This is a genomic window from Pedobacter sp. AK013 (assembly GCF_014205835.1).
GTDB lineage: Bacteria > Bacteroidota > Bacteroidia > Sphingobacteriales > Sphingobacteriaceae > Pedobacter.
This window is the reverse complement of the sequence record NZ_JACHCQ010000060.1, coordinates 1-24,007: the sequence shown is the minus strand read 5'-3', so window position 1 is coordinate 24,007 and position 24,007 is coordinate 1. Positions and strand designations below refer to the sequence as shown.

Below are 24,007 nucleotides of genomic sequence, written 5' to 3'. Positions count from 1 at the left end.
ATATAACACTACAAAGGGTAGACTTAAAGCTACCCTTTTTTATAAACAAAAAAATATTTCTCCGGACAACAGTGAAATAAATTCAGCATGACGATTCCCTTAAAATGAGATCAAAATAAAAAATGCCCAAGTAAAATTTTACCTGGGCATTTTGCTATATGCTATTTAGCTTTAAGCCTTAGTCTTTCTGCTTCTACCTTTAGTGGCTCGGTGCATCAGCATTTACACGCTTAATCTGTGCGCCTAAGGCACGTAAACGTGTATCGATATCCTGATAGCCACGTTCAATCTGTTCGATGTTATAGATCGTCGATTTGCCTTCTGCAGATAAAGCTGCAATTAGCAAGGAAACACCGGCCCTGATATCAGGAGAAGTCATGCTAATGCCGCGAAGTTTGTATTTTTTATCAATGCCATTAACGGTAGCACGGTGCGGGTCGCATAAAATAATTTGTGCGCCCATATCAATCAGTTTATCAACAAAGAATAAACGGCTCTCAAACATTTTTTGGTGAATGAGCACGTTTCCTTTTGCCTGTGTAGCTACAACTAAAACAATACTCAATAAATCGGGGGTAAAACCTGGCCATGGCGAATCGGCAATGGTTAAAATCGAACCATCAATAAAAGTGTCAATTTCGTAATGTTTTTGCGATGGTACATAGATGTCATCGCCACGACGCTCTAATTTAATACCTAGTTTTTTGAAAACCTCTGGTATTACGCCCAGTTCATCATAACAAACATCTTTAATGGTAATTTCCGACTCTGTCATGGCAGCCATACCGATAAATGAACCGATCTCGATCATATCTGGTAACATTCTGTGCTCAGTTCCGCCCAATACTTTAACGCCCTCAATGGTAAGCAGGTTAGAGCCAATGCCCGAAATTTTTGCACCCATGCGGTTAAGCATTTTGCAAAGCTGTTGCAAATATGGCTCGCAGGCAGCGTTGTAAATGGTAGTAGTACCTTTAGCTAAAACAGCAGCCATTACAATGTTTGCCGTTCCGGTTACAGATGCTTCATCCAGTAGAATGTAGGCACCCTGTAAATTGGTGGCATCTACGTTAAAGAAAGCTTTTTTGCTGTCGTAAACGAATTTAGCACCTAACTTTTCGAAACCAATAAAATGGGTATCTAATCTTCTGCGGCCAATTTTATCGCCACCCGGTTTAGGGATTGCTGCTTTTCCAAAACGTGCCAACAATGGTCCAACAATCATGATCGAACCACGTAAACCACCACCTTTCGATTTAAAAGTATCAGATTCAAAGAAATTTAAATCAATATTTTTGGCTTCAAAAGTATAGGTATCTTTATTAATGCGCTCAACGGTAACACCTAAATCGCCAAGTAATTCAATCAGTTTGTTTACGTCTTTAATATCAGGAATATTACTGATGGTTACTTTTTTTTCGGTGAGCAATACAGCTGACAAAATCTGTAAAGCTTCATTCTTGGCTCCCTGAGGGGTAATTTCGCCTTTTAATTTAATTCCGCCTGTTATCTCAAATGCGTTCATATATTTTTCTTTTGCTAACCCGTTCGTCATGCCGAATTTATTTCAGCATCTATTCCAAAGATTCTGAATCAAGTTCAGAATGACGCATGGTTATTAATATTTAGATTTATTGTTGTTGTTGCGTTGACGGTTATTATTGTTGTTATTTTGACGGTTTTTTCCGTTGTTGTTATTGTTGTTGCTTCTGCCCCGGTTATTGTTATTATTGCTTTGGCGAGGATTTTGCGCTCTAAATTCTACTTTAGCTAAGTTAACACCCTCGTCGAGTGATAACAATCCGCCAGAAAGGTATTTTAGATCTTTAATAATGGTATCATCGCTCACATTATCCTTATTCCAGGTAACATAAGCCATTTTCATAAAATTTGCGATGCTCTGAACCATTGCCTTCTTAATTTCGGCATTTTCTTCACGCATGGCCTTTTCGATCAGATTTTCAACTGTTTTACCATAATGTTTGTAGGTAATGCGTTGCTGCGGATAGGCAAGAGGCTCTGGTTTAATGTAAGCATTTTCTATTAATGGCTTTGGGTACGGACTATCAACATCAATCTGGTAACCAGAAATAATGTGCAGGTGATCCCAAAGTTTATGCTTAAAATCGGCAACATCACGTAAATGTGGTTGCAAAAAACCCATCAGGTCGATAACCGCCTGGGCATATTTATTACGTTCTTCAATGGTGGGTAATTCGCAGATATACTTCACCATGTTTTGTACGTTACGGCCATATTCCGATAAAATTAAATGGCTACGCGTAGTATTATAGTCAAAACTCATGTTCAGATAAATTAATGGATAAATTTTCTGGCGATACGAATTATGAAATAACCAGAAGAGTTTAGGTTATGAATTCACCGAAATGTCTATTGCCAGATTTTCGTTTTATATATTCAAAGGTAATAAAATTATTTGATTTGTAATATTCCTATCGAATTTGTGATATACGTATCGGATTTGTGATTATATTTTTTTGGAAATGTTTGCCAGTAGTTCTTGGCTTCTTCAGTCCCGTTATTCGCTATTGCCCCGATGAAGGATCGGGGGGCTGCCGCTACTACCGGGTTTATTTTACGACAGATTGTGCTTGTCGGAAAAGACCTTTGCAGCGCCAATGAGCTAAGCCGTTTTAAGTATTCATTGCAGTTGGCTAAAGCCAATCTGCAATGAATTTAAGCCTTAATGTTCTTAATCCCTTAATGGTAAAAAGCCTTAAACTTCATCACTATTCTTCGGGTAATCAAAAAATATCAATTCTCCTGTTCCTTTGCTTACCATTTGCCACGAATCAAAAGGAAAAGAAATTAATACCATGCCCGCTGTAGGAATGTTGTAAATGTCGGCATCACATAACTCGTTCGCAAAATCTGTAAAACCGGGGTTATGGCCAAACATTACTACATGGTCTGCGCCATTATTTAATCCGTTAACCACTTTAAGTAGGGCTGTGGTATTGGCTTCGTAAATAGATTCTTCAAATTGGATATGTTCTATATCGTAGGCTTCTGCAAAATATTTGGCAGTAGATTTGGCTCTTTTAGCAGGGCTACTTACGATCAGATCTATTTTGAAACCCCTATTAACCAATCTTTCGGCCATTTCTGGTGCATTTTCTTTACCTCGTTTATTTAACGGGCGGTCGAAATCACTTAAATCTATATTTCCCCAATCCGATTTGCCATGGCGGACCAAAAGTAGTTGCTTAGCCATTGAGTTTCTCTTTAATTTTGTTTACAATTGTTTCGGGCTTAATTAAATCTATACAGTTTTCAACACCGCAGACGCAAGGTTTGTTTCCATAAATTGAATTTGGTCTTGCTGGATGATCGATCTGGATACAATCGCTTTCCAGTTGTCCATACCCTAAAAAGCCTGCATAAGGATGTGTAGGCCCCCAAATAGATATAACGGGTATGCCAACAAGTGATGCTATGTGCATGCCAGATGAGTCCATGCTCAACATTACATCTAAGTTCGAGATAATGGCAAGCTCTTCCGTTAAGTTAAAATTGCCGATTAAATTATAAGTATGTTTATACGTTTTAGTCCAGTTTTCAGCAACTGCTTGCTCGGTTTTACCACCACCAAATATGAAAAGTTCATCACCCAATCCACTTAACGAGGCAATTACCGCTTCCATTTTTTCCAAATCATACACTTTATAAACATGCTGTGCAAAAGGGGAGATGCCTATTTTTTTTGTGGCGTTATTGGTGAACAAATGTTGTGCATTTGTCGGAATTTGCTGCGGAGATCTATTTATTTGGTGACTTAGCTTAACATTAAAGCTCAATTCGCGGAAAACATCTGCATAACGTTCAACAGTTTTTCTCAGTGGTTTAAAAACCTTGTTATTGGTACGGGTTAGTGCTTTTTTCTCAGCTCTTCCTTTGTTTATCCGCCTGATTTTTGTTCCTGTTAAACGAAAAAAAGTAGAAATTGCTCTACTTCTCAAATTATCGTGCAAATCGGCGATTGCGGTTGGTTTATAAGTGCGAAGTTCCTGATAGAGTTTATATAAGCCATTAATTCCTTTGTGAATGGTTTTAGGCTGGATAGGGTGAAAGATGAGGTTGGGAATATGATCAAAAAAGGGTTTAAAAGCTGGCCGGCTTACCATAATTAGCTCAACTGTTGGGTTTTGCGCAGAAAATTCTTGTAAAACAGAAGCTACCATGGCCACATCGCCCATAGCCGAAAAACGTAAAACAATAATTTTTTGGGTTGATGACATGAATTTCGCTTTCAGCTTTGGTCTTTCCGCTTTTCTATGATTTATTATACAATACCGGATTTAAACTCGGATCGTTGTACATTTTCATTTGTTTGTATACTTTCATGTATTTTTTGCCTGCCTCAATATCCGCCAATAACTCGTCTATACTGTTTGATAAATCCTCGCGTTGCGATAACAGTACATTTAATTTAGTCTGGCATTGCATGCGGTGCTCGGCTGATGCACTTTCACGTTCAGCCTCTTCCTGCATGTGGTAAATTTTTAGTACCAGGATAGAAAGCCTATCTATTGCCCAAGCCGGACTTTCGGTGTTGATTTTTGCATCTGGCAAAGCCGAAATTCCCTGATAAAGGTTTAAGAAATAGCCATCAATAAACTCAACCATATCCGTACGTACCTGATTTTGCGCATCAATACGCCTTTTCCAGCTCAAACCTTCAACCGGGTCAATCTGCGGGTTGCGTACTACATCTTCCATGTGCCATTGAGCGGTATCAATCCAGTTTTTAATATAAAAAAGATGCTCTAAACTTTCGGCATCATATGGGTTTTCAATCGGATGGTCAATATCATCAAACTTGTGGTAGTCTGTAATTACCTGATTAAATATGCGGTTGGCAATTTCACTTATCATGGGGCAAAGATATTAAAAGATTCCTTATGGTTATTATGGTTATTGTCTGCCGAGCGTAGTCGAAACATGCTTACGGGTGATTGCATAGGTTTAGCGATTACAACGATTTATTTATTAGATTTAAACAAGATTATTTTATACCTGTTTCGCCCTAAAGACTAAAGATTCTTATTGGCAAAATACGCCATTATCTCTTCCAAAGTAAAAGCATTTAAACATTTATCGGCACTTAAGCCACCTTTGCGGGCCACTAAAATACCGTAATGCATATCATGAAAACCTTCGGTGCGGTGCGCGTCGGGGTTTATCGACAATAAAACACCTTTTTCGAGTGCATAACGGTGCCAGCGCCAATCTAAATCTAAACGTAAAGGATTGGCATTGATTTCGATTACCACTTTGTTGGCTGCACAGGCATCAATAATTTTTTTATAATCTATCGGGTATCCGGCCCTGCTCAACAATAAGCGACCCGTTGGATGACCTAAGATGGTAGTATACGGATTTTCGATAGCTTTTAATAAACGTGCGGTTGCTTTGTCTTCGTCCATGCGGAGGTTGCTGTGTACAGAGGCTACAACAAAATCGAATGTTTTAAGGATATCATCAGCATAATCCAATGAGCCATCACTTAAAATATCGCTCTCAATACCTTTGAAAATTTTAAAGGGAGCGAGTTTTTTATTTAGTTCATCTATTTCCTGGTGCTGTGCAAAAACACGCTGTTCGTTTAAGCCTTTTGCATAAACAGCAGTTTTAGAATGATCGCAGATTCCTAAATACTGAAGATTTAAGCTTTCTTTGCAGTATATAGCCATTTGCTCCAGCGTATGTACGCCATCGCTCCAGGTAGAGTGGTTGTGCAAACTGCCCTTTAAATCTTCGTATCGGATTAAAGTTGGAAGTTTATTGGCTTTCGCCAGTTCAATTTCATCAAAATCTTCGCGAAGCTCGGGTTCGATAAAAGATAAACCCGCTTTACTGTAAATTTCTTCTTCGTTTGCGAAAGGTCCATCGCCAGCTAATGCCAATACTTTTTCAACATGTGCTGTATTTCCAGTTAAGCTGAACCATTGCAAATAAAAATCAGCTTTTTCTACCACATCAATCTTGATTCTAAAACCTGCTTCTGTAGTGCAGATGAAAGCATTTTCAGCTTCGATAAGTGAAAGTGGAGCAAAAACGGGTAAGTTTTGTTTAATGGCATCGATTTGTGCTGTACCGATTACGATTTCTAATTCATCAATAATCTCACAAGCGCGACGGTACTGACCAGCGAAACCCAAAAGGGCGTGGTTATCAATTTTTGCAGTCCAATCAGAAAGTTGGGTAAATAAGGTTTTTGCAAAACCTTCAACCTGCGCATATAAAAATCTGCCATTTGCAGCCAGTTTAAACTCAATGGCATTTTTAATCTCCTCCTGCGTTTTTAACCCGAAACCCTTGGCTTCAATCAGGCGGTTTTCGTTACAGGCGTAATATAGTTCGCCTATACTTTCTATTCCTAAGGTACGCCAGATAATGAATATTTTTTTTGGTCCGATGCCCTTTATAGCCAGCATTTCTACTACACCTTCTGGTGTTTTTTCGAGAATTTCGTTAAGTTCTTTTAATTCTCCTGTTTGGAGAAGTTCTATGATTTTGGAAGCCAGTCCTTTACCTATACCCTCAATTTTATCTAATTCATCTAAAGGTTTGTCTTTTAAGGCAAAAGGCAGTTTATCCACCTTGAAATAGGCATTTGCAACAGATTTGATCTTGAAAGGATTTTCCTCATGCAGTTCCATTAACTGCGATAGGAGACGTAAGGTGCGGGCAATGGTCTTATTTTCCATAAGGGGTAAAATTAGGAAATAATGCCTCAAATTTTGACCGAGCTCATCAATTTCTAAACACAATTTTATTAAAGCGTTGTTTTACACGGATGAAACCTATAAAAATTATCCTTTTAGGATTAAGTATAAGTTTGGCTGCCTGCCAATCTGGAAATAAAAAAGATGAAAATAAAGCCGATTCGGTAACAAACATCGCTGTTGTACCGGCGCAAACTGTAGATAAACGGTTTTTGGTTGTAGCTGGTCGTTCGGTTGGTGAAATAACTTTAGGAGAAAATATAGAGCAGGTAACTAAAAAGCTTGGCAAACCTGATGCTGGTGATGCTGCCATGGGGAAAGCCTGGGGGATTTGGTACAGCAAAGATTCGGCAAAACACCGTGATGAAATTGCTGTATATTCTTCTTACCGAGATACCAGTATGCGTGTTAAGGATGTAAAACAGATCAGGATTACCTCAAATCGATTTAAAACAAAAGATGGCTTGGCTACAGGGGCAACTTTGCAAGAGATTAAGCTAAAATTTCCAAACATTAAAAAACTTTCTTCTTATTTAAATGAAAATAAAGATACCGTAACGGTTTATGATGCCAAAGATGGCGGGATTGGCTTTGAATTTTTAAAGGGAAAAAGTATTTCTTTAACGGTTCATCAGGTGAATATTCCGGTTAATGCGACTTATCTTACTTTGCATCCCGAATGGAAGTTGATTGAGTAGTTAATCCGTCATTTCGAGCGGAGTCGAGAAATCTTTTAATAAAGGCCTCAAGGCAAATTTAAAGATCTCTCCGTTTCGCTGCGCTACAGTCGAGATGACGATAGTATAGTTAAACAAAATCCTATTACTAGATTAGACCTTGCAGGTTTTTAACGCTTCAGCCTTCAAAACCTGCGAGGTTTAATTATCATTTAATTACTGCTTCGAAAGGCATTCTGGCCTGAATTCCAGAGCTCGCAATCACTTTTTTCATCTGTTGGTAAAGCATATAATTATCGCCAAGTTCTTGTTTGGTATAATAGGTTTTAATCCTGTCTGTACCCTCGTCCATTAACGATTTCCATGGGTCTATTACATCCGGATATTCTACCACCTTATAATTCTTTAATTTAGCTTTTTTAGCAGCCGCTTTAATGGCATCGTTAAAACTTCCGATTCTATCGGCCAGGCCAATTTGAACGGCATCTGTTCCAATCCAAACATGGCCACCGCCAATGCTATCGATATAAGCTTTGCTTTTCTTCCTGCCATCGGCCACACGGCTCACAAAACCACTGTAAATTCTGTTTAATTCATTTTGGATGATGAATTTTTCTCCTGCAGTCATAGGGCGGTTAGTGGCCATAATATCAGCATATTTACCGGTTTTAACACCATCAAATGTAATGCCCAGTTTATTGGTCATTAAATTTTGGAAATTCGGGATAATACCAAATACACCTATAGAACCGGTAATGGTATTCGGTTGAACAAAAATACTATCGGCAGCACAACCAATATAATAACCGCCTGATGCAGCTACATCGCCAAAGGATGCGATAACCGGTTTCTCTTTTCTGGTTAATACAACCTCTCTCCAGATTACGTCTGAAGCAAGTGCACTACCTCCGGGAGAGTTTACACGGAGTACAACCGCTTTAATATCGTCATCTAAGCGGGCTTTTCTGATGGCTCTGGAAATCCGTTCCGATCCAATCTGTTTATCAGAACCTTCGCCGCCGCTAATTTCTCCGTTGGCATAAATCACAGCAATTTTGTCTTTTCCTTCACCCGTATCGCTATTGTTTTTGGCATAGTCGTTAATAGAAACAGAACGGACATTCTCTCCCCTGGTTCTACCAGATAATCCTTTTAATTCCTCTAAAATCTGATCTTTGTACTTTAAAGCATCGATCATTTTAAAGTTTACGGCATCTTGTGGCTGCTGTACTTCGTAATTATCGGCAATGTTATAGAGACTGTCTTTTTGGATATTTCTGCTCTGTGCAATATCAGTTAAGAAAGTATTGTACAAGCCACCAACATAAGCGGTAACCTGTTTGCGATTGTAATCACTCATTTTATCTAAAATAAATGGCTCAACTGCACTTTTGTAATTTCCCACGCGGATAACCTGCATTTCTACACCAACTTTTTCTAAAGTTCCTTTAAAGAAAGTTAATTCAGAGCTAAAACCTTTAAATTCTAAAGCACCTTCGGGGTTTAAATATACTTTATCAGCTGCAGAAGCTAAATAGTAAGCCCCTTGTGTATATACTTCGCTGTATGCAATAATTTTTTTATGAGATTTTTTAAAATCAATCAGCGCATTTCTAACCTCGCGCAAAGTTGCAAAACCTGCATTCGGACTACTCACATTCAGGTAAATACATTTAATATTATCGTCTGTTTTGGCTTTTTGTATCGCTTTTAAGAAGTCGTTTAAGCCAATGCCGTCTTTTTCTTCACCCCCAACAATAGGTAGGTTTCCGAATGGATTTTTGGGCGTACGTTCTGTAATGGCTTGGTCTAAATTTAGGAATAGTACCGAATTGTTAGATACAACAACCGTTTTGTCGTTATCAATAGAAGATATTAAACCCACTACAACTACGAAGCCGATAATAAATACAATGACTATTGATAAGAAAAAGCCCAACATAGAGGCAAATAAATACTTAAAGAATTCTCTCATTTAAATGTTTTAATTTTGTGCTGTAAAGATATAAAAATACATGATGCTTAATAAAGCTTTAGAGTGCAATACGGCTTATTTGTTACTGGGTGGAAATTTAGGCAATAGGGAGGCTAATTTGAAAAAAGCCATCGAACTATTGAACAATAAAATTGGTAAGGTGATAGCCTTCTCATCTCTTTACGAAACCGCTGCCTGGGGTAAAACCGATCAGCCTGCATTTTTAAACCAGGCTGTGGCCTTGCAAACTAATTTAAGTGCATTGGAAGTTTTAGATCTTGCATTAAACATTGAGCAGGAACTGGGCAGGGTGAGGAAAGATAAATGGGGAGAACGCTTAATTGATATCGATCTGATTCTTTTTGGAGATCAAATCATCAATATTCCAGATAAACTTCAGGTACCTCATCCGCATATGCAGAACAGAAAATTTGTGATGGAACCCCTGGCCGAAATTGCGCCTGATGTTTTGCATCCTGTACTCGGAAAAACAATTTTATCAATCTGTCGCAATATTGATGATCCACTTGAAGTTAAAAAGCTTTAAAGCATCCAGTTTATACGACCAACGACCGTGCACTTTCTTTTCTTATTGAACGATTGATAGTGACTTTCGATTACGCTACTATTGACAGACTCAAAAAAAATCGTCATTGCTTCGTCGGCTGAAAAAGCCTTTACAGCAATGACGATCCTCAGCGGAGATTTTATTCTCTTAAGTTCTCCTATCATTCATGATGATTGTGATGCAATAAATTATCCCTTAGGTTGACTTATTGGGGTTGCGCCCTTAAAATGCAGAAAAGACAAAGCGATATACAATACCAGAACAAAGGGTATTGCCGCAAATTTTAGAATAGCAATTAATATAGCCGATAGGATGAGGAAAATAAATTTGATTTTGTTTTTCGCCCAGCTTAAATCGCTGAATTTTAAAGAGAATATTTTTATTTCACTCACCAGTAAGAAGCTTGTAATTGCTGTAATGGCAATCAGCAAAATGCTAGAAGCAATAATCTGCGGATAATCGTTGGCAATAAATGGCAACGAACAAATAAACAAAGTATTCATTGGTGTATTTAAGCCAATAAAATCTTCTGTTTGCCTTTCATCATTGTTAAATTTGGCCAACCGCAAGGCGGAAAAAATAGTGATTAAAAAACCAAAATATGGCAGGTAATCTGATGCATAATCACTTCCTTTTAAAAGATGGAACATAATTACACCTGGTAAGAACCCAAAACTTACCATATCAGCCAAAGAATCCAGGTCTTTTCCTATTGCAGATTTAACATTTAATAAGCGGGCAACCATGCCATCAAAAAAATCAAAAATTCCGGAGAAAATAACGAAATAAGCTGCGGTTTCTAAATGGCCTTTAAATGCAAAAACGATTCCGATACAACCAGATAAAAGGTTTGCACAGGTAATCGCATTAGGGAGATGCTTTTTCATAGGATTTGAAGGCTGGAAGGCTGGAAGGGCGGAAGGCTGTAGGAAAACCCTTATACCCTCAACCTTCCAACCCTTAACCTTATTTAGCTGTTCATCGAAATTAAGAACTCTTCGTTACTTTTTGTTCCTTTTATTTGAGATTGAACAAATTCCATCGCTTCCTGGCTGTTCATATCAGCCAGGTGGTTACGTAATATCCATACGCGTTGTAACGTATCTCTGTCGTGTAATAAATCGTCGCGACGGGTGCTTGATGCCGTAATATCGATAGCTGGGAAAATACGCTTGTTAGATAATTTACGATCCAACTGAAGTTCCATGTTACCAGTTCCTTTAAATTCTTCAAAAATCACCTCATCCATTTTAGAACCTGTATCGGTTAATGCTGTAGCCAAAATGGTTAATGAACCACCGTTTTCGATGTTACGGGCCGCACCGAAGAAACGTTTTGGTTTATGTAAAGCATTGGCATCAACACCACCTGATAATATTTTACCTGATGCTGGGGCTGTAGTGTTATATGCTCTCGCCAAACGTGTAATCGAATCTAAAAGGATGACTACATCATGTCCACTTTCTACCAGGCGTTTCGATTTCTCTAAAACAATGTTGGCAATTTTAACATGACGTTCAGCCGGCTCATCAAAAGTTGAGGCAATTACCTCAGCTCTTACACTGCGGGCCATATCGGTAACCTCTTCTGGGCGCTCATCAATTAATAAGATAATTAAATAAACTTCGGGGTGGTTTTTAGCAATTGCATTAGCCACCTCTTTCAATAAATTGGTTTTACCCGTTTTAGGCTGGGCAACAATTAAACCACGCTGTCCTTTACCAATTGGGGTAAATAAATCCATAATACGGGTAGAATAATTGTTCGTATCCGTAAATAGGTTTAATCTTTCGGTTGGGAAAAGCGGCGTTAAATAATCAAAAGGAACACGGTCGCGAACCTCAGCAGGGATTCTGCCGTTAATGGTTTCTACGCGAACCAATGGGAAATATTTTTCACCTTCTTTTGGCGGACGGATGCTACCTTTTACAGTATCACCGGTTTTTAATCCGAAAAGTTTTATTTGAGACTGAGATACATAAATATCATCAGGAGAAGTTAAGTAGTTGTAATCTGCCGAGCGTAAGAAACCGTAACCATCTGGCATAATTTCTAAAACACCTTCATTTGTAATTACATTATCGAAATCCAGGTTAGAGTAACTGTTTTCGTTCTTGTGGTGATTGCCACCGCCTGGTTGTTTTTGCTGGCGATTTTCGTCGCGTTGCGGTTTTTCCTGCTTTTCTTTAGGCTCTTGTTTTTGTTTTGGTGCTACCGGAAGTACTTCTGCACTTTCTTCTATTAAAGCAGAGATTGGTTTTACACTTTCTTCCGCTTCAACAATTCTGTCGGGCTGTCTTTCTGGCTGTTGTTGGTGCTGAGGTTCATCAAATAATGTTACAGCATCTCTTCTCTTTTCAATTGGTGTTACAGGTTCGGCTTTTGTTAACCTTGCCCTTTTTTTAACAGGCTTATCGGCTGTAGTTACATCAGGCTTATCGGCTACTACTGTAGCTGCTGCTGCAGCCGTAACTTTTGGGGCTTTTACAGCTTTAGTTTTAGGTGCAGGAGCAGCTGCTATAGGTTCAATTTCGCTATAAGGGTCTGCACCAGCTTTAGCGGCATTTATAATTTCTTGTTGGTGTAAAAGGACTTCAACAAGGTCGATTTTTCTTAAGGAGTCGGCACCTTCAATGCCATAGCTTTTTGCTAGCTCACGTAATTCTGTTGTGAGCTTATCATTTAATTCTGTTTTACTAAACATTCTAAATATATATGTTTCAAGAAATTTTTCATTTGTTTATAACGGATGTTTTCTGTTATAAATCTACACAGGCTTAAAAAATATTTGTGTTAGCGTAAGCCCGGCTTTTCAATTGTGTATAAATTCTTAAGGCTATAAAACATTAAATGAGTTCATTAGGGATAATGCTCAAATTGTTTCATAATTGTTTACAAGCTGAATAAAAAGCAATATTTGCTTCTAAAAAATGGTAACAAAAAACAAGTCTTGATAAATTTTTCTGGGATATTCAGATAAACGGTTGAGAAATTATGGTGCAATTGTATGTATTTGAAACGTAATCTGCAAGCAAAAGTTTAAAATGTTTATAAAAATAATTAATGTGCACATTATTTTATCGCTCAGAAAACTTAAAAATCTTCATATTTGCAGCAAATAAGCCCATATATGACCAAGCAGCAACTTTTCGAGCAGATACAAAAAAAACGTTCATTTTTATGTGTCGGATTAGATTCTTCGTTAGATAAGATACCAAAACATTTGTTAAAGTATGAAAATCCGATTCTGGAATTCAATAAACAGATTATCGATGCCACGAAAGATTTGTGTGTAGCTTATAAACCCAATACTGCCTTTTATGAGTGTTACGGTAAAAAAGGTTGGGAAACCTTAATCGAAACCTGGAAATATATTCCAAAAGATATTTTTTCTATTGCCGATGCCAAACGCGGCGATATTGGCAATACTTCTGCCATGTATGCCGAAACGTTTTTCAATGCCGCATCATCTGAGATGAGTTTCGATTCGGTTACCGTTGCACCTTATATGGGTAGCGATTCGGTAACACCTTTTTTAACTTTTAAAGATAAATGGGTAATTCTATTGGCTTTAACCTCGAATATGGGGCATGCCGATTTTCAATTGCAGGAAGTTGGGGAAGACAGGCTCTTTGAAAAAGTAATTAAAACCTCCCAAGCCTGGGCAACTGATGAGCAGATGATGTATGTGGTAGGTGCAACCCGTGGCGCCGCTTTTGGCGATGTACGTAAACTGGCACCAGATCACTTTCTTTTGGTACCAGGGGTTGGTGCACAAGGTGGAGATTTAGGCGAAGTGTGTAAATATGGATTAAATTCGCAATGTGGATTATTGATCAACTCTTCAAGAGGAATTATTTATGCCAGCCAGGGTGAAGACTTTGCCGAAAAGGCCAGAGAAGAAGCGTTGAAACTGCAACAAGAAATGGAGCAGATTTTAGTTAAGGCAGAACTAATTTAATTAAGCCAAACTTCTCTTCAGCGTCTTGCTGAACTTGTTTCAGCATCTTTTTTGTGTGTAAGACCCTGAAATAAATTCAGGGTGACGTCGAGAAAAATTTAAACTTATAAGTTAGTTGAAACCAAGTAAATTCATTATCTTCCGAAATGAATTTTCCGGAAGATTTTCTTCATTACGTTTGGCAGTTCAGGTCGTTCGATTTTAACGATCTGCAAACTACGCGCGGCGAAAATCTGAAAATCATAAACCCGGGCCTGCTCAATAAAAATGCTGGTCCCGATTTTTTTCACGCAAAAATGGAAATTGGCCATACCACCTGGGCAGGAAATGTAGAAATTCACTTAAAATCGTCTGATTGGTTAAAACACAACCACCAGGTTAACCCAGGATATGAAAATGTAATCTTACATGTAGTTTATGAGCATGATGCTGAAATAAACAGGATGGATGGATCTGTTTTACCTGTTCTAGAATTGAAGAGCCGCATTTCTAACGATCTGATCAGAAAGTACGAAAATCTATTTCTCACCTTAACTGATTTTCCTTGCATCGCTCAAATAGGAAAGGTAGATGCGTTAATTGTTGATTCTTTTTTATCAAGAACCTTGCTGGAGCGTTTTGAGCAGAAAACAAATGCTGTTACGGAAACCTTAAGCGAACTACATGGGAATTGGGATGAGACTTTCTACCGTTTTATGGCACGTAATTTCGGATTCAAAATAAATGCCTTACCTTTTGAGCTGTTTGCCAAAGCAGTTCCGCAGCATATTTATGCCAGGCATAAAAACAATCCATATCAGATAGAGGCATTGGTTTTTGGTGCTGCAGGATTTTTAAACGATCATTTTGAAGAAGAATATCCCCAAAAGTTAAAAGCCGAATTTGAGTTTCTCCAAAAGAAATACAACATTAAGCCCGTTAACGTTTCATTGTGGAAATTTATGCGCATGCGTCCTCAAAACTTTCCAACCATCCGCCTGGCACAATTTGCAGCATTAATTATAAAAGCCAATCATCTTTTTTCTAAAATGATGGAAATAAAGGATGTGGCAGGGCTGCGTACGTTATTTGAAAACCTGCCAGTAAATGATTACTGGAAAACACATTATCATTTTAAGAAAGTAGCCTCCTCAGTAAATATGCAGATCGGGAAAACATCTGTAGATAATGTGCTGTTAAATACTGTAGCCTTGTTTTTATTCGCTTATGGGAAACATACAGCAACATCATATTTTATCAGTAGAGCAATAAAACTGTTAGAAAGTTTGCCTGCTGAACAAAATGCAATTACTGATAAATTTACAGCAGCAGGAGTGAAGGTAACGAACGCCTTTGCCTCTCAGGGAATTTTACAGCTAAAAAAGCAATATTGTGATGAGAAAAAATGCCTATCTTGTGGTATTGGAATTAAAATTTTAAAACAAACTTAACCAGATACAGATTTCCGGTAAAACTTTCCACCCTATAATCCGTTTTTATATTATGGAATTTCCACACGAGCTAAAAGAACTATATCCTAATCAGATTATTGAGGTTAGGGGTAATGCCGATGCCTTAACTGTTATTTTAAATAAAGATGTAGATATTCATAAATTTAAGGCAGAACTGATCAAAAAATTTTCAGGACTGGAAGAGCAACAAACGCTTTTTATTAAACACGAAGATAAACAGGATTTCGAAAAATTGGTTTTAGAATAAACGAGTATGGTTTGCTATTAAAATTTAACCAATTAAATTTGCTAAATTAGAGTTCGAAAGCAAAATAATGGTTTCAGTTTAGGATAATTTTTATTTTGTGCTTGCGATTAAGATTTTTAAAATAAGCTTAAAATGTTACAGAAGATTATAACTTATTTTGAACAGCAGAGTTTCGGCGTTTCTACCTATTTGGCCAATAAGCTGAATATGAGTACCGCTAAAGTGCGCCTGTTTTTTATTTATTCGTCGTTTTTGGCGGTAGGCTTTCCAATATTATTCTATTTTTTGGCAGCTGTTGTGCTCGATATCAGGACATACATGAAAAGAATGCGGCTGCGGATATGGGAATGATCCAGTTGACAGTTACAGTATCCAGTTTGCAGTTGATCAAACTGTTAACTGAAAATTGAGAATTGCAAACTGAACTAGTCATCGTCTCTTAAAATCTCTGCAATTTCATTAAAGCCTTTTTCTGCAGCTAAATCTGCAGGCAGTTTTCCGCCTTCCATACGTAAAGAAACTTCTGCTCCGTGCTCTAACAGTAAAATAATCAATTCAATATTTCCCAATTGTGCAGCAGTATGTAATGGAGCCAAGCCTGCTTTCTGACAAACATTTGGGTATGCACCCGCATCTAACAGCATTTTAGTAATATTGAAATTATTAGCTGCTACTGCTGAGTGGATTGGAAATACATTAAAGCCATTTTTTGATGCCAGGTTAACATCGGCACCTTTTAAAACCAGAAAACGGGCTAATTCTTCATGTCCAAAATAGCAGGCTAAACCAAGTGGTGTAAAACCATCTTCGGAAAATTCATTTATACTTTCCGGGTTTTGAAAAATCAATAAGGTAGCCGCATCGAATTTACCAACTGCACAGGCTTCAAATAAGGTTAAATGATCTACAAACTCAGCTATTAAGTCGGCTATTTCTTGCTTTTTATAGTAACAAGCCAATAATAGCGGCGAAATGTGATGAGAAGTAGCAATATTTGCCAATTTTGGATTTTCTATCAAAATTTCTTTTACTGCTTGTAAGTTCCCGGCCTCAATTTGTTCTTCAAGTTGCGCTATACCCATAATATTGTTCAAAAATCGCTTTAAATTAACTAAAATTAAGGAATTGTAAACTTTAATGCCTAAATATATATAGTGTAAGGCAATCTACCAAGACCTTAGCGGTTAAAAAATCCTATACTATCTCTAAAAAGAGCCCTTGGCCAAAATTGCCAACCGTTAACTGCAAACTAATTTGGACGTTACCCTAATCCCGGTTAATCGGGAAAGGGGCGGGCTTTGCAGGGCTGCACTTTGCTCCGGTACTGATGAAAGATTGGTACTAAACTCTTAAACCTATTAATCTTAAAGCCTAAGAACCACAGACTCAGGTTAAATAAACCTGATAGAACGAAAAGCCCGGAACGAGGTAACGAGTGAGGACTTGTAGTGATAGCAGGACTTTTGTAACCGAAGCACACCGAACCCTGCTTTTCAAAATAATATTGACCACTTTAATCGTCTGCCCAGGCCTCATAGGGGTTTTAAGCAGCTTCAGCCCTCAACGAGCTCTTTAAAATAAATTAAACGACTTAAACCTATAAGGACTATATAAAAAAAATCCCGTTTAACCTCTCCAGGCAAAACGGGATAAAACCTAAAACAAAATCCGCTTCATTTGACAAAACGTAACAACTTGTGTGTTGTTAAAATAATAGACAATAATTTCTGTTTAAGGTTTAATGCCTGATGAATATTTTTATTTAATTTAAGGCACATTATAAAAATAAGATATAACGATATATTTCCTCGGGTTTAATGCGTTGTTTTAAAAAGGGGAGGCATGGTAGAAAGCATATAACAGCTATGGTTGCAATTTGTGATTATTTTTTTTGTAAGGCTTTCGTTAATGCTGCGCAGTTTTATCTAAGTTTGTTCAATATTAAATTATTATAGGATAGAAAATGTCGGTAAGGGGTAACCAGTTTAAAACCAATACATTCAGAGATAAAGGTGCAGAAAGTGCACCCGGCAGGTCATCATCAGGCAGGCAGCCAAAAGAAAAAAGAGATTTTTTGCCAAGTTTCGACTTGGCAGATGGCCGTGCAGTTAAAATTGTAGGCCTGTTTTTTGTGATATTGTCATTATATTTTTTAATTGCTTTTACCTCGTATTTATTTACCTGGCAAGATGATCAGAGTTATGTAATCGATGCGAACGGCGGTTGGGGCAATCTTTTTAAAACAGCAGAAGAACTAAAGGAAGCTGGTGTTTCCACACCCGTGGTTCAAAACTGGTTAGGTAAATTTGGCGCTTTGTTATCGCATCAGTTTATTTATGAATGGTTCGGTATTGCATCTTTCTTGTTCGTTTTAGCCTTTTTTATTATCGGTTACCGTTTATTGTTTAAAGTTAAAATCCTTTCTATCTCTAAAACATTAGGTTATAGCTTTTTCTTTTTACTGTTTATTTCGTTAACCTTAGGTTTTGCACATAGCTTTTGGTCAGAATCGCCACATTATTTGGAAGGCGAATTTGGTTATTGGAGTAATAAATTATTAAGTGCCCAAATTGGCGCAGCTGGTGTTGCGGGGTTAATTGCTTTTGCCGGATTAACCATTTTAATCATTGCCTATAATATCGATTTTAAATTTCCGGAACGTAAAGCGAAAGAAGTTTACCTCGATAACGAAACGCCAGATTATGTAAACGACATTAGAACAGAAGCTGCAAAAAACAAAACTTACGAAGAACCATCAGCACCGATTGAATTCCCGGTGCGCGATAAGCCTGTAGGTAACGAACGTAAACAACAAAATGTGGTATTGCAGCCAAGCCGTTACGAAGAAAAAGAAGAAGAGGAAGAAACTGTAGCACCTGTGGTATTATCTCCATTAGCTGCTAATCTGCCACTGGCTACTGCTGCAGCCTCATCGCTGCCTTTAGTAGTAGAACCACCGATTGAAGCCGAAAAGGAACCCGCTTTTACAATCGAAAAAACTGAAGAAGATAAAAAATCGGATGACCTGGTTGAACAGTTTGGTAATTATGATGAAAAACTAGATTTATCTGGCTATAAATACCCAACAATAGATTTGCTTGAAAATTATGGTACCAATAAAATTTCGGTAAATGCCGAAGAACTGGAAGCCAATAAAAATAAAATTGTAGAAACCCTTAATCATTACAATATTGAAATTGATAAGATTAAGGCAACCATTGGCCCAACGGTTACCCTTTACGAAATTATTCCGGCCCCTGGCGTTAGGATATCGAAAATTAAAAACCTGGAAGATGATATTGCACTTTCTTTAGCGGCCCTGGGCATACGTATTATCGCGCCAATGCCTGGTAAAGGTACAATTGGTATCGAGGTACCGAACCAACACCCTGAAATGGTGCCCATGCGCAGTATTCTAAATACCGAAAAATGGAGCCAAACCACTATGGATTTGCCTATTGCATTAGGTAAAACCATTAGTAACGAGGTGTTTATTGCCGATTTGGCTAAAATGCCTCACTTATTGGTGGCAGGGGCAACCGGTCAGGGTAAATCGGTGGGTATTAATGCCATTCTGGTTTCGCTATTGTTTAAGAAACACCCTGCACAGTTAAAATTTGTACTTGTTGACCCGAAAAAGGTAGAGTTAACACTGTTTAACCGTATTGAAAGGCACTTTTTAGCTAAACTACCGGGCGAGGCCGATGCCATTATTACCGATACCAAAAAAGTGGTAAATACGCTAAACTCGCTTTGTATCGAAATGGATCAGCGTTACGATCTGTTGAAAGATGCGCAGGTTAGAAATTTAAAAGAATACAATGATAAATTTGTTAAACGCAAGCTTAATCCAAATAACGGTCACCGCTTTTTACCTTTCATTGTTTTAGTAGTAGATGAGTTTGCCGATTTAATGATGACAGCAGGTAAAGAAGTTGAAGCACCGATTGCACGTTTGGCACAATTAGCCCGGGCTATTGGTATTCACCTGGTTTTGGCCACACAGCGTCCATCTGTAAATATTATTACCGGTACCATTAAGGCCAACTTCCCGGCCAGGCTGGCCTTTAGGGTATTATCGAAAATCGATTCGAGGACCATTCTGGATAGTGGTGGTGCCGATCAGTTAATTGGCCGGGGTGATATGCTTTTATCTACAGGTAGCGACTTAATCAGGCTACAGTGTGCTTTCGTTGATACACCTGAGGTAGACCGCATTTCTGAATACATTGGTAACCAACGCGGTTATGCTGATGCTTATCAACTGCCAGAATATATAGATGAAGCAGGAGAGGGCAGTAAGGCTGATTTTGATCCTAACGAACGGGATAAGTTTTTTGAAGATGCAGCCAGACTGATTGTGATGCATCAACAGGGCTCTACATCCTTAATACAGCGCAAACTAAAATTAGGCTATAACAGGGCTGGCCGCATTATCGATCAACTAGAAGCTGCGGGTATTGTTGGCCCGTTTGAAGGAAGTAAAGCACGCGAAGTTTTGTATCCAGATGAATATTCTTTGGAACAGTTCTTGAATAGTATGGATGACAAGGATTAGATTAAACCATTTAACAATAATCTACTCTAACGTTTCAAAGGAAAAATTTAAAAAAGAAAAGATGAAGAAATTAATTTCGGCATTAATGGTTGTAGTTGCTTTTACCACTTCAACTTATGCTCAAACTGATGCGAAAGCTAAAGCCATTTTAGCAGAGGTGAGTAAAAAATACAAATCGTATAATGTAGTTAAAACAGATTTTACCTTTACTTTGGATAATCCAAAAGCTAAAGTAAAAGAAACCCAGCAAGGTACTTTGTACGTTAAAGCCAACTCTAATAAGTATAAAGTAGCCATGACTAACCAGGAATTGTTTAGTGATGGTAAAAGCCAATGGACTTATTTGAAAAAAGACAAAGAAGTGCAGGTAAGCAATGTAGATAATAGTGGCGATGCGATTAATCCTGCTAAGATTTTTACTGTTTACGAAAAAGGCTTTAAATACGTTTATACCGGCGATGAAAAAGCTGGCGCTAAAACTTATCAAATGATTGATTTAACACCTGTAGATGCTAAAAAATCGATTTTTAAAGTACGTTTAAGTATTGATAAGGCAGCTAAGCAAATTGCAAATGTGGTGTTGTTCGATAAAAATGGAAACAAATACACTTATAATGTGAAAACTTTTTCGCCAAACGTAAATGTGCCAGAAACTACCTTTGCTTTCGATGCCAAAAAATATCCTGGTGTTGAGGTGGTAGATTTAAGATAATTGTTATTACCGCTAAGGCGGGATGAAACCTGGAAGGTTCAGTTGGAAACAGCTGAACCTTTTTTGTTTTTAATAACATCCTAGTTCATTTTATCAACTAAGGTGTTCTAAGATGGTTGGAAAACGAGGATGGATGGTGAAAAATAATCTTAGTTGCCTAAGTTAAACATGTGTTTGTTCTTTAGCACATATTCCTAACGTTACCGTCATGCTGAATTTAGTTCAGCACCCTTTCGGTTATTGACTGACAAAACAATAGTTTGTATACAAATTTTCTACCGCTCTATGCCGCGGGGGCATGGTAGTTTTTCGCAACTCTTAGTTGTTTTTAGTTGTGCTCAAGAATGCTCCGCATTTTGTAGCGCCAAAGTACCCAAAGCGCTTTGTCAATCGAGCAATGAGCCTTTTGCACATCCCCAGGCGCATCAAAAAAACAGAGGCACTTCATTTTCATTTGCCTTTATGTCTTCAACGGCATTTAAGCTAGCTTCGCTGGTCTTTTTGATGCCAAAAAGAAAGAGCCCTTTGGCGGCGACGAGCCGAGGCAAGACAGTGGTATATGGCAAAAAAATATACATTAATATTGATTTTATACTATAAATTATCTCTAAGCATAACGATCGCCTTAGTAATTGTACTCAATAGAACATTGTTTAGAATAGAAATGAACACACTGGTTGATAAAATTTTCATCCCGTATTTATGAATGCTGCGCAGATTTATCTAAGTTTGTTTCCAATGTCATTGCCACTAACAAACCATACTTTAGAGAAATTGGAAGCCCTGCTTTTTGCTATGGGTTATAAGGTTCGTTATGAGAAAGGGAATTTTAAAACAGGTTCTTGCCTGCTCGAGCACAATAAAATTATTGTAGTCAATAAATTTTCAAACCTGGAAGGAAAAATTGCCGCATTGGTTGCCCTGGTTAAACAAACCAATGCCGACGAAAACCTGTTGGATGAAAAACAACGGCAATTTTATCAATCTTTGCAACAAACCGAATTATTTTAATGGAGATAAAAAACTGGAATTATATCAATAGAAAGGAAAGTTTAAGCAGATGAAAGTTACTTTTTTAGGCACTGGTACATCGCAGGGCGTTCCCGTAATTGCATGTAATTGCGAAGTTTGTTTATCTGCTGATAAAAGAGATAACCGCTTAAGAACATCTATTTTATTAGAAACAGGTGATAAAACCATTGTGGTAGATAGCGGTCCTGATTTTCGTTACCAGCTTTTGCGCGAAAAGGTAAAGGATCTGGATGCTGTTCTGTTTACGCATGAACATAAAGATCATATTGCCGGGCTGGATGATATCAGGCCCTTTAATTATCTGTTACACAAGGTGATTGATGTTTATGCGACTGATAGGGTACAAACAGCATTAAAAAGAGAATTTTATTACATTTTTGCCGAAACCAGGTACCATGGTCTGCCACAAATTAATCTCCATACGGTAACTAATGGCGAAGCATTTAAAATCGGCGAAAGTACCATTGTTCCCTTTGAAGTAATGCACCATTTATTACCTATTACAGGCTACCGGATTGGCGATTTTACTTACATTACCGATGCCAAAACCATATCGGAGCAAAGTTTTGAAAAAATAAAAGGAACAAAAATATTGGTGTTGAATGCATTACAGAAAGAGGCTCACATTTCTCATTTTACCTTAAACGAAGCCATTGCTTTTGCAGAAAAGGTAGGCGCAGAAACCACTTATCTTACACATATCAGCCATAATCTGGGTAAACATGCCGATGTAGAAAAAGAATTGCCGGCAAACATCAGGCTGGCATATGATGGACTATCTGTTGAATGTTAAAATCATATTGTATAGCGGTTAATTCCGCTACGATCAAAAAATAAAAGTGCCACAATAGGTACTCATTGATATTTCCGTCCTGTCATCTGAAATAAAAGCAATCCAGGTATGAAATGTACTGCCTTTAGCAACCGATGATAGCGCTATGGTTTCCGTTCCCTTTGATCGCCTGGCACCCCCTGTTTCGTAAATAGCCATTTTGTTTTCTAGGTCGTAAATCAGGAGCATCACCTGGTCATACTTCCTGTTATAATCGCCATTGGAATTATCCGACCAGCTGAAATGCACGCCCATATCATCCTGTTCAAGTTTAACGTCCGTTGCACCGCTGATATTTCCAAAGGTTAAACGCAGGGCTTCATAGTCGATTTCGCCAGCTGCATTTTGTGCGTTTAACATGTTATAAGATTTTGCAGCATTATGTGCCGTCATCATTCGCTTTTTCGATTCCATGTTAAAACCAATTCTCACAAAACCGACAATCGGACTTAAAAAGGTTTGCATCATCGTAAAGCGTGATCTGCAGGCCTTTTGATCTGCGCTGCCTATTTTGTTTTTTATCGATTTTCTGCGCTTGCTTCTGATTATCCATTTCCCATTCAGGTAATAGCCAGTTACAGCACCTACTGTTCCGGTAAATCCACCGTTAATTCCGCTTTCTATTTTTCCCATGATTGCGTTAGTTGATATGTTCAATATAGCAAATTGCTGATTACTAAACAAATAATTTGTATTTGCTTCTGATTTACGTCGGGTTTTATTCGGGTTTAATTGTCATAAGTCCGACGAAACCCCGACTTAAATCCGTCGAAATTCCGTCATAAATGTTATTACTTTATAATTACCTTATACAGAATTAGCTTTATATGAACCGAATGCTTACCTGGGGTTAATTACGCCAGGTATACCCGGCATTATTGAATTGCTTTAATTCCCAACTTAAAAAGATTTGCTTTTTCGGAATTTCGGTTCAAAAATATTTTATGAATTTTTGTTCGCACGAATGGTTAATTTATATATTTGCAACAATTTAAACCCAGGTGGCGAAATTGGTAGACGCACCAGCTTGAGGGGCTGGCGCCTGTATGGGTGTGGGAGTTCGAATCTCCTCTTGGGTACAACCGCACTTTGAACATTTTAAAGTGCGGTTTTTTTGCGCCAAATCGGTGTTTTGACTTGTCCAAACCTTGGGATCAAGCGGAAAAGTTGGGGGGGATGTTTTTTTAAGCATATATTTTCGACAATCTGAATAAGAAGAATTTAATATCCCTTACACCTCTTGAG

Annotated in this window: 21 protein-coding genes and 1 tRNA gene; 11 read left to right on the top strand and 11 right to left on the bottom strand. The window is 37.9% G+C overall.

Annotation, left to right across the window (positions count from 1 at the left end; all coding sequences use genetic code 11):
* Window positions 1–199: 199 nt before the first annotated feature.
* The 6 genes from murA to HDC90_RS24435 form a co-directional block, all read right to left on the bottom strand.
* Window positions 200–1,525: a UDP-N-acetylglucosamine 1-carboxyvinyltransferase gene (gene murA / locus HDC90_RS24460; RefSeq protein WP_184471151.1), complete on the bottom strand. Its 1,326-nt coding sequence runs from the start codon at window positions 1,523–1,525 to the stop codon at window positions 200–202.
* Between the two features lie 93 nt (window positions 1,526–1,618).
* Window positions 1,619–2,305, bottom strand: coding sequence for a DUF4290 domain-containing protein (locus HDC90_RS24455; protein ID WP_184471146.1), 687 nt, complete (start codon window positions 2,303–2,305; stop codon window positions 1,619–1,621).
* A gap of 432 nt (window positions 2,306–2,737) precedes the next feature.
* The gene (locus HDC90_RS24450; RefSeq protein WP_184471144.1) at window positions 2,738–3,235 is read right to left on the bottom strand and encodes a histidine phosphatase family protein; all 498 of its coding nucleotides are present in this window, start codon (window positions 3,233–3,235) and stop codon (window positions 2,738–2,740) included.
* Entirely contained in the window at window positions 3,228–4,259 is a 1,032-nt protein-coding gene (locus tag HDC90_RS24445; protein WP_184471141.1) for a glycosyltransferase family 9 protein, read from the bottom strand. Before HDC90_RS24445 ends, HDC90_RS24450 begins: the two co-directional genes overlap by 8 nt.
* Window positions 4,260–4,293: 34 nt before the next feature.
* On the bottom strand, window positions 4,294–4,896 hold the full coding sequence (locus tag HDC90_RS24440) for a DUF4254 domain-containing protein (RefSeq protein ID WP_184471139.1): 603 nt from the start codon (window positions 4,894–4,896) through the stop codon (window positions 4,294–4,296).
* Window positions 4,897–5,054: 158 nt separating this feature from the next.
* A complete protein-coding gene (locus HDC90_RS24435; protein WP_184471137.1) occupies window positions 5,055–6,731 on the bottom strand; it encodes a DNA polymerase/3'-5' exonuclease PolX in 1,677 nt (558 codons plus the stop codon).
* 89 nt (window positions 6,732–6,820) lie between these two features.
* On the opposite strand from HDC90_RS24435, the gene HDC90_RS24430 reads away from it, so the two are divergent.
* Window positions 6,821–7,447, top strand: coding sequence for a hypothetical protein (locus HDC90_RS24430; RefSeq protein ID WP_184471135.1), 627 nt, complete (start codon window positions 6,821–6,823; stop codon window positions 7,445–7,447).
* Window positions 7,448–7,634: 187 nt separating this feature from the next.
* Here the strand turns inward: HDC90_RS24430 and sppA are convergent, their stop codons facing one another.
* On the bottom strand, window positions 7,635–9,401 hold the full coding sequence (gene sppA / locus HDC90_RS24425) for a signal peptide peptidase SppA (protein ID WP_184471133.1): 1,767 nt from the start codon (window positions 9,399–9,401) through the stop codon (window positions 7,635–7,637).
* 40 nt (window positions 9,402–9,441) lie between these two features.
* On the opposite strand from sppA, the gene folK reads away from it, so the two are divergent.
* A complete protein-coding gene (folK, locus tag HDC90_RS24420) occupies window positions 9,442–9,948 on the top strand; it encodes a 2-amino-4-hydroxy-6-hydroxymethyldihydropteridine diphosphokinase (RefSeq protein WP_184471131.1) in 507 nt (168 codons plus the stop codon).
* Window positions 9,949–10,157: 209 nt separating this feature from the next.
* On the opposite strand, the gene pssA is transcribed toward folK, so the two are convergent.
* Together pssA and rho are read right to left on the bottom strand one after the other, a co-directional pair.
* On the bottom strand, window positions 10,158–10,856 hold the full coding sequence (gene pssA / locus HDC90_RS24415; RefSeq protein WP_184471128.1) for a CDP-diacylglycerol--serine O-phosphatidyltransferase: 699 nt from the start codon (window positions 10,854–10,856) through the stop codon (window positions 10,158–10,160).
* Between the two features lie 83 nt (window positions 10,857–10,939).
* Window positions 10,940–12,673, bottom strand: coding sequence for a transcription termination factor Rho (gene rho / locus HDC90_RS24410; RefSeq protein ID WP_184471126.1), 1,734 nt, complete (start codon window positions 12,671–12,673; stop codon window positions 10,940–10,942).
* 426 nt (window positions 12,674–13,099) lie between these two features.
* On the opposite strand from rho, the gene pyrF reads away from it, so the two are divergent.
* The 4 genes from pyrF to HDC90_RS24390 all read left to right on the top strand — a co-directional run bounded on the left by pyrF (window position 13,100) and on the right by HDC90_RS24390 (window position 15,979).
* Entirely contained in the window at window positions 13,100–13,930 is an 831-nt protein-coding gene (pyrF, locus tag HDC90_RS24405) for an orotidine-5'-phosphate decarboxylase (RefSeq protein ID WP_184471124.1), read from the top strand.
* 146 nt (window positions 13,931–14,076) lie between these two features.
* Window positions 14,077–15,360 (top strand): DUF2851 family protein, encoded by a 1,284-nt coding sequence (locus HDC90_RS24400; RefSeq protein WP_184471122.1) that lies wholly within the window; start codon window positions 14,077–14,079, stop codon window positions 15,358–15,360.
* Between the two features lie 52 nt (window positions 15,361–15,412).
* Window positions 15,413–15,628 (top strand): hypothetical protein, encoded by a 216-nt coding sequence (locus HDC90_RS24395; RefSeq protein WP_029277138.1) that lies wholly within the window; start codon window positions 15,413–15,415, stop codon window positions 15,626–15,628.
* 132 nt (window positions 15,629–15,760) lie between these two features.
* Window positions 15,761–15,979 carry a PspC family transcriptional regulator gene (locus tag HDC90_RS24390; RefSeq protein WP_167293636.1) on the top strand — a complete coding sequence of 73 codons (219 nt, stop codon included), beginning with the start codon at window positions 15,761–15,763 and terminating at the stop codon, window positions 15,977–15,979.
* Window positions 15,980–16,053: 74 nt separating this feature from the next.
* Here HDC90_RS24390 and HDC90_RS24385 read toward each other — a convergent pair whose 3' ends face one another.
* Entirely contained in the window at window positions 16,054–16,722 is a 669-nt protein-coding gene (locus HDC90_RS24385; RefSeq protein WP_370576669.1) for an ankyrin repeat domain-containing protein, read from the bottom strand.
* A gap of 869 nt (window positions 16,723–17,591) precedes the next feature.
* Here HDC90_RS24385 and HDC90_RS24380 point away from each other — a divergent pair.
* The 4 genes from HDC90_RS24380 (at window position 17,592) to HDC90_RS24365 (ending at window position 22,723) form a co-directional block, all read left to right on the top strand.
* Window positions 17,592–20,186, top strand: coding sequence for a DNA translocase FtsK (locus tag HDC90_RS24380; protein WP_184471120.1), 2,595 nt, complete (start codon window positions 17,592–17,594; stop codon window positions 20,184–20,186).
* Window positions 20,187–20,247: 61 nt separating this feature from the next.
* A complete protein-coding gene (locus HDC90_RS24375; protein WP_184471118.1) occupies window positions 20,248–20,898 on the top strand; it encodes an outer membrane lipoprotein carrier protein LolA in 651 nt (216 codons plus the stop codon).
* Window positions 20,899–21,636: 738 nt separating this feature from the next.
* Window positions 21,637–21,909, top strand: coding sequence for a hypothetical protein (locus tag HDC90_RS24370; RefSeq protein WP_184471116.1), 273 nt, complete (start codon window positions 21,637–21,639; stop codon window positions 21,907–21,909).
* A gap of 49 nt (window positions 21,910–21,958) precedes the next feature.
* Window positions 21,959–22,723: an MBL fold metallo-hydrolase gene (locus tag HDC90_RS24365; protein ID WP_184471114.1), complete on the top strand. Its 765-nt coding sequence runs from the start codon at window positions 21,959–21,961 to the stop codon at window positions 22,721–22,723.
* Window positions 22,724–22,756: 33 nt separating this feature from the next.
* Here HDC90_RS24365 and HDC90_RS24360 read toward each other — a convergent pair whose 3' ends face one another.
* Window positions 22,757–23,395, bottom strand: a complete 639-nt coding sequence (locus HDC90_RS24360) for a DUF6266 family protein (RefSeq protein ID WP_184471112.1) — start codon at window positions 23,393–23,395, stop codon at window positions 22,757–22,759.
* 362 nt (window positions 23,396–23,757) lie between these two features.
* Between HDC90_RS24360 and HDC90_RS24355 the strand changes: the two genes are divergently transcribed.
* Window positions 23,758–23,841 (top strand) — tRNA-Leu (locus tag HDC90_RS24355).
* Window positions 23,842–24,007: the final 166 nt, after the last annotated feature.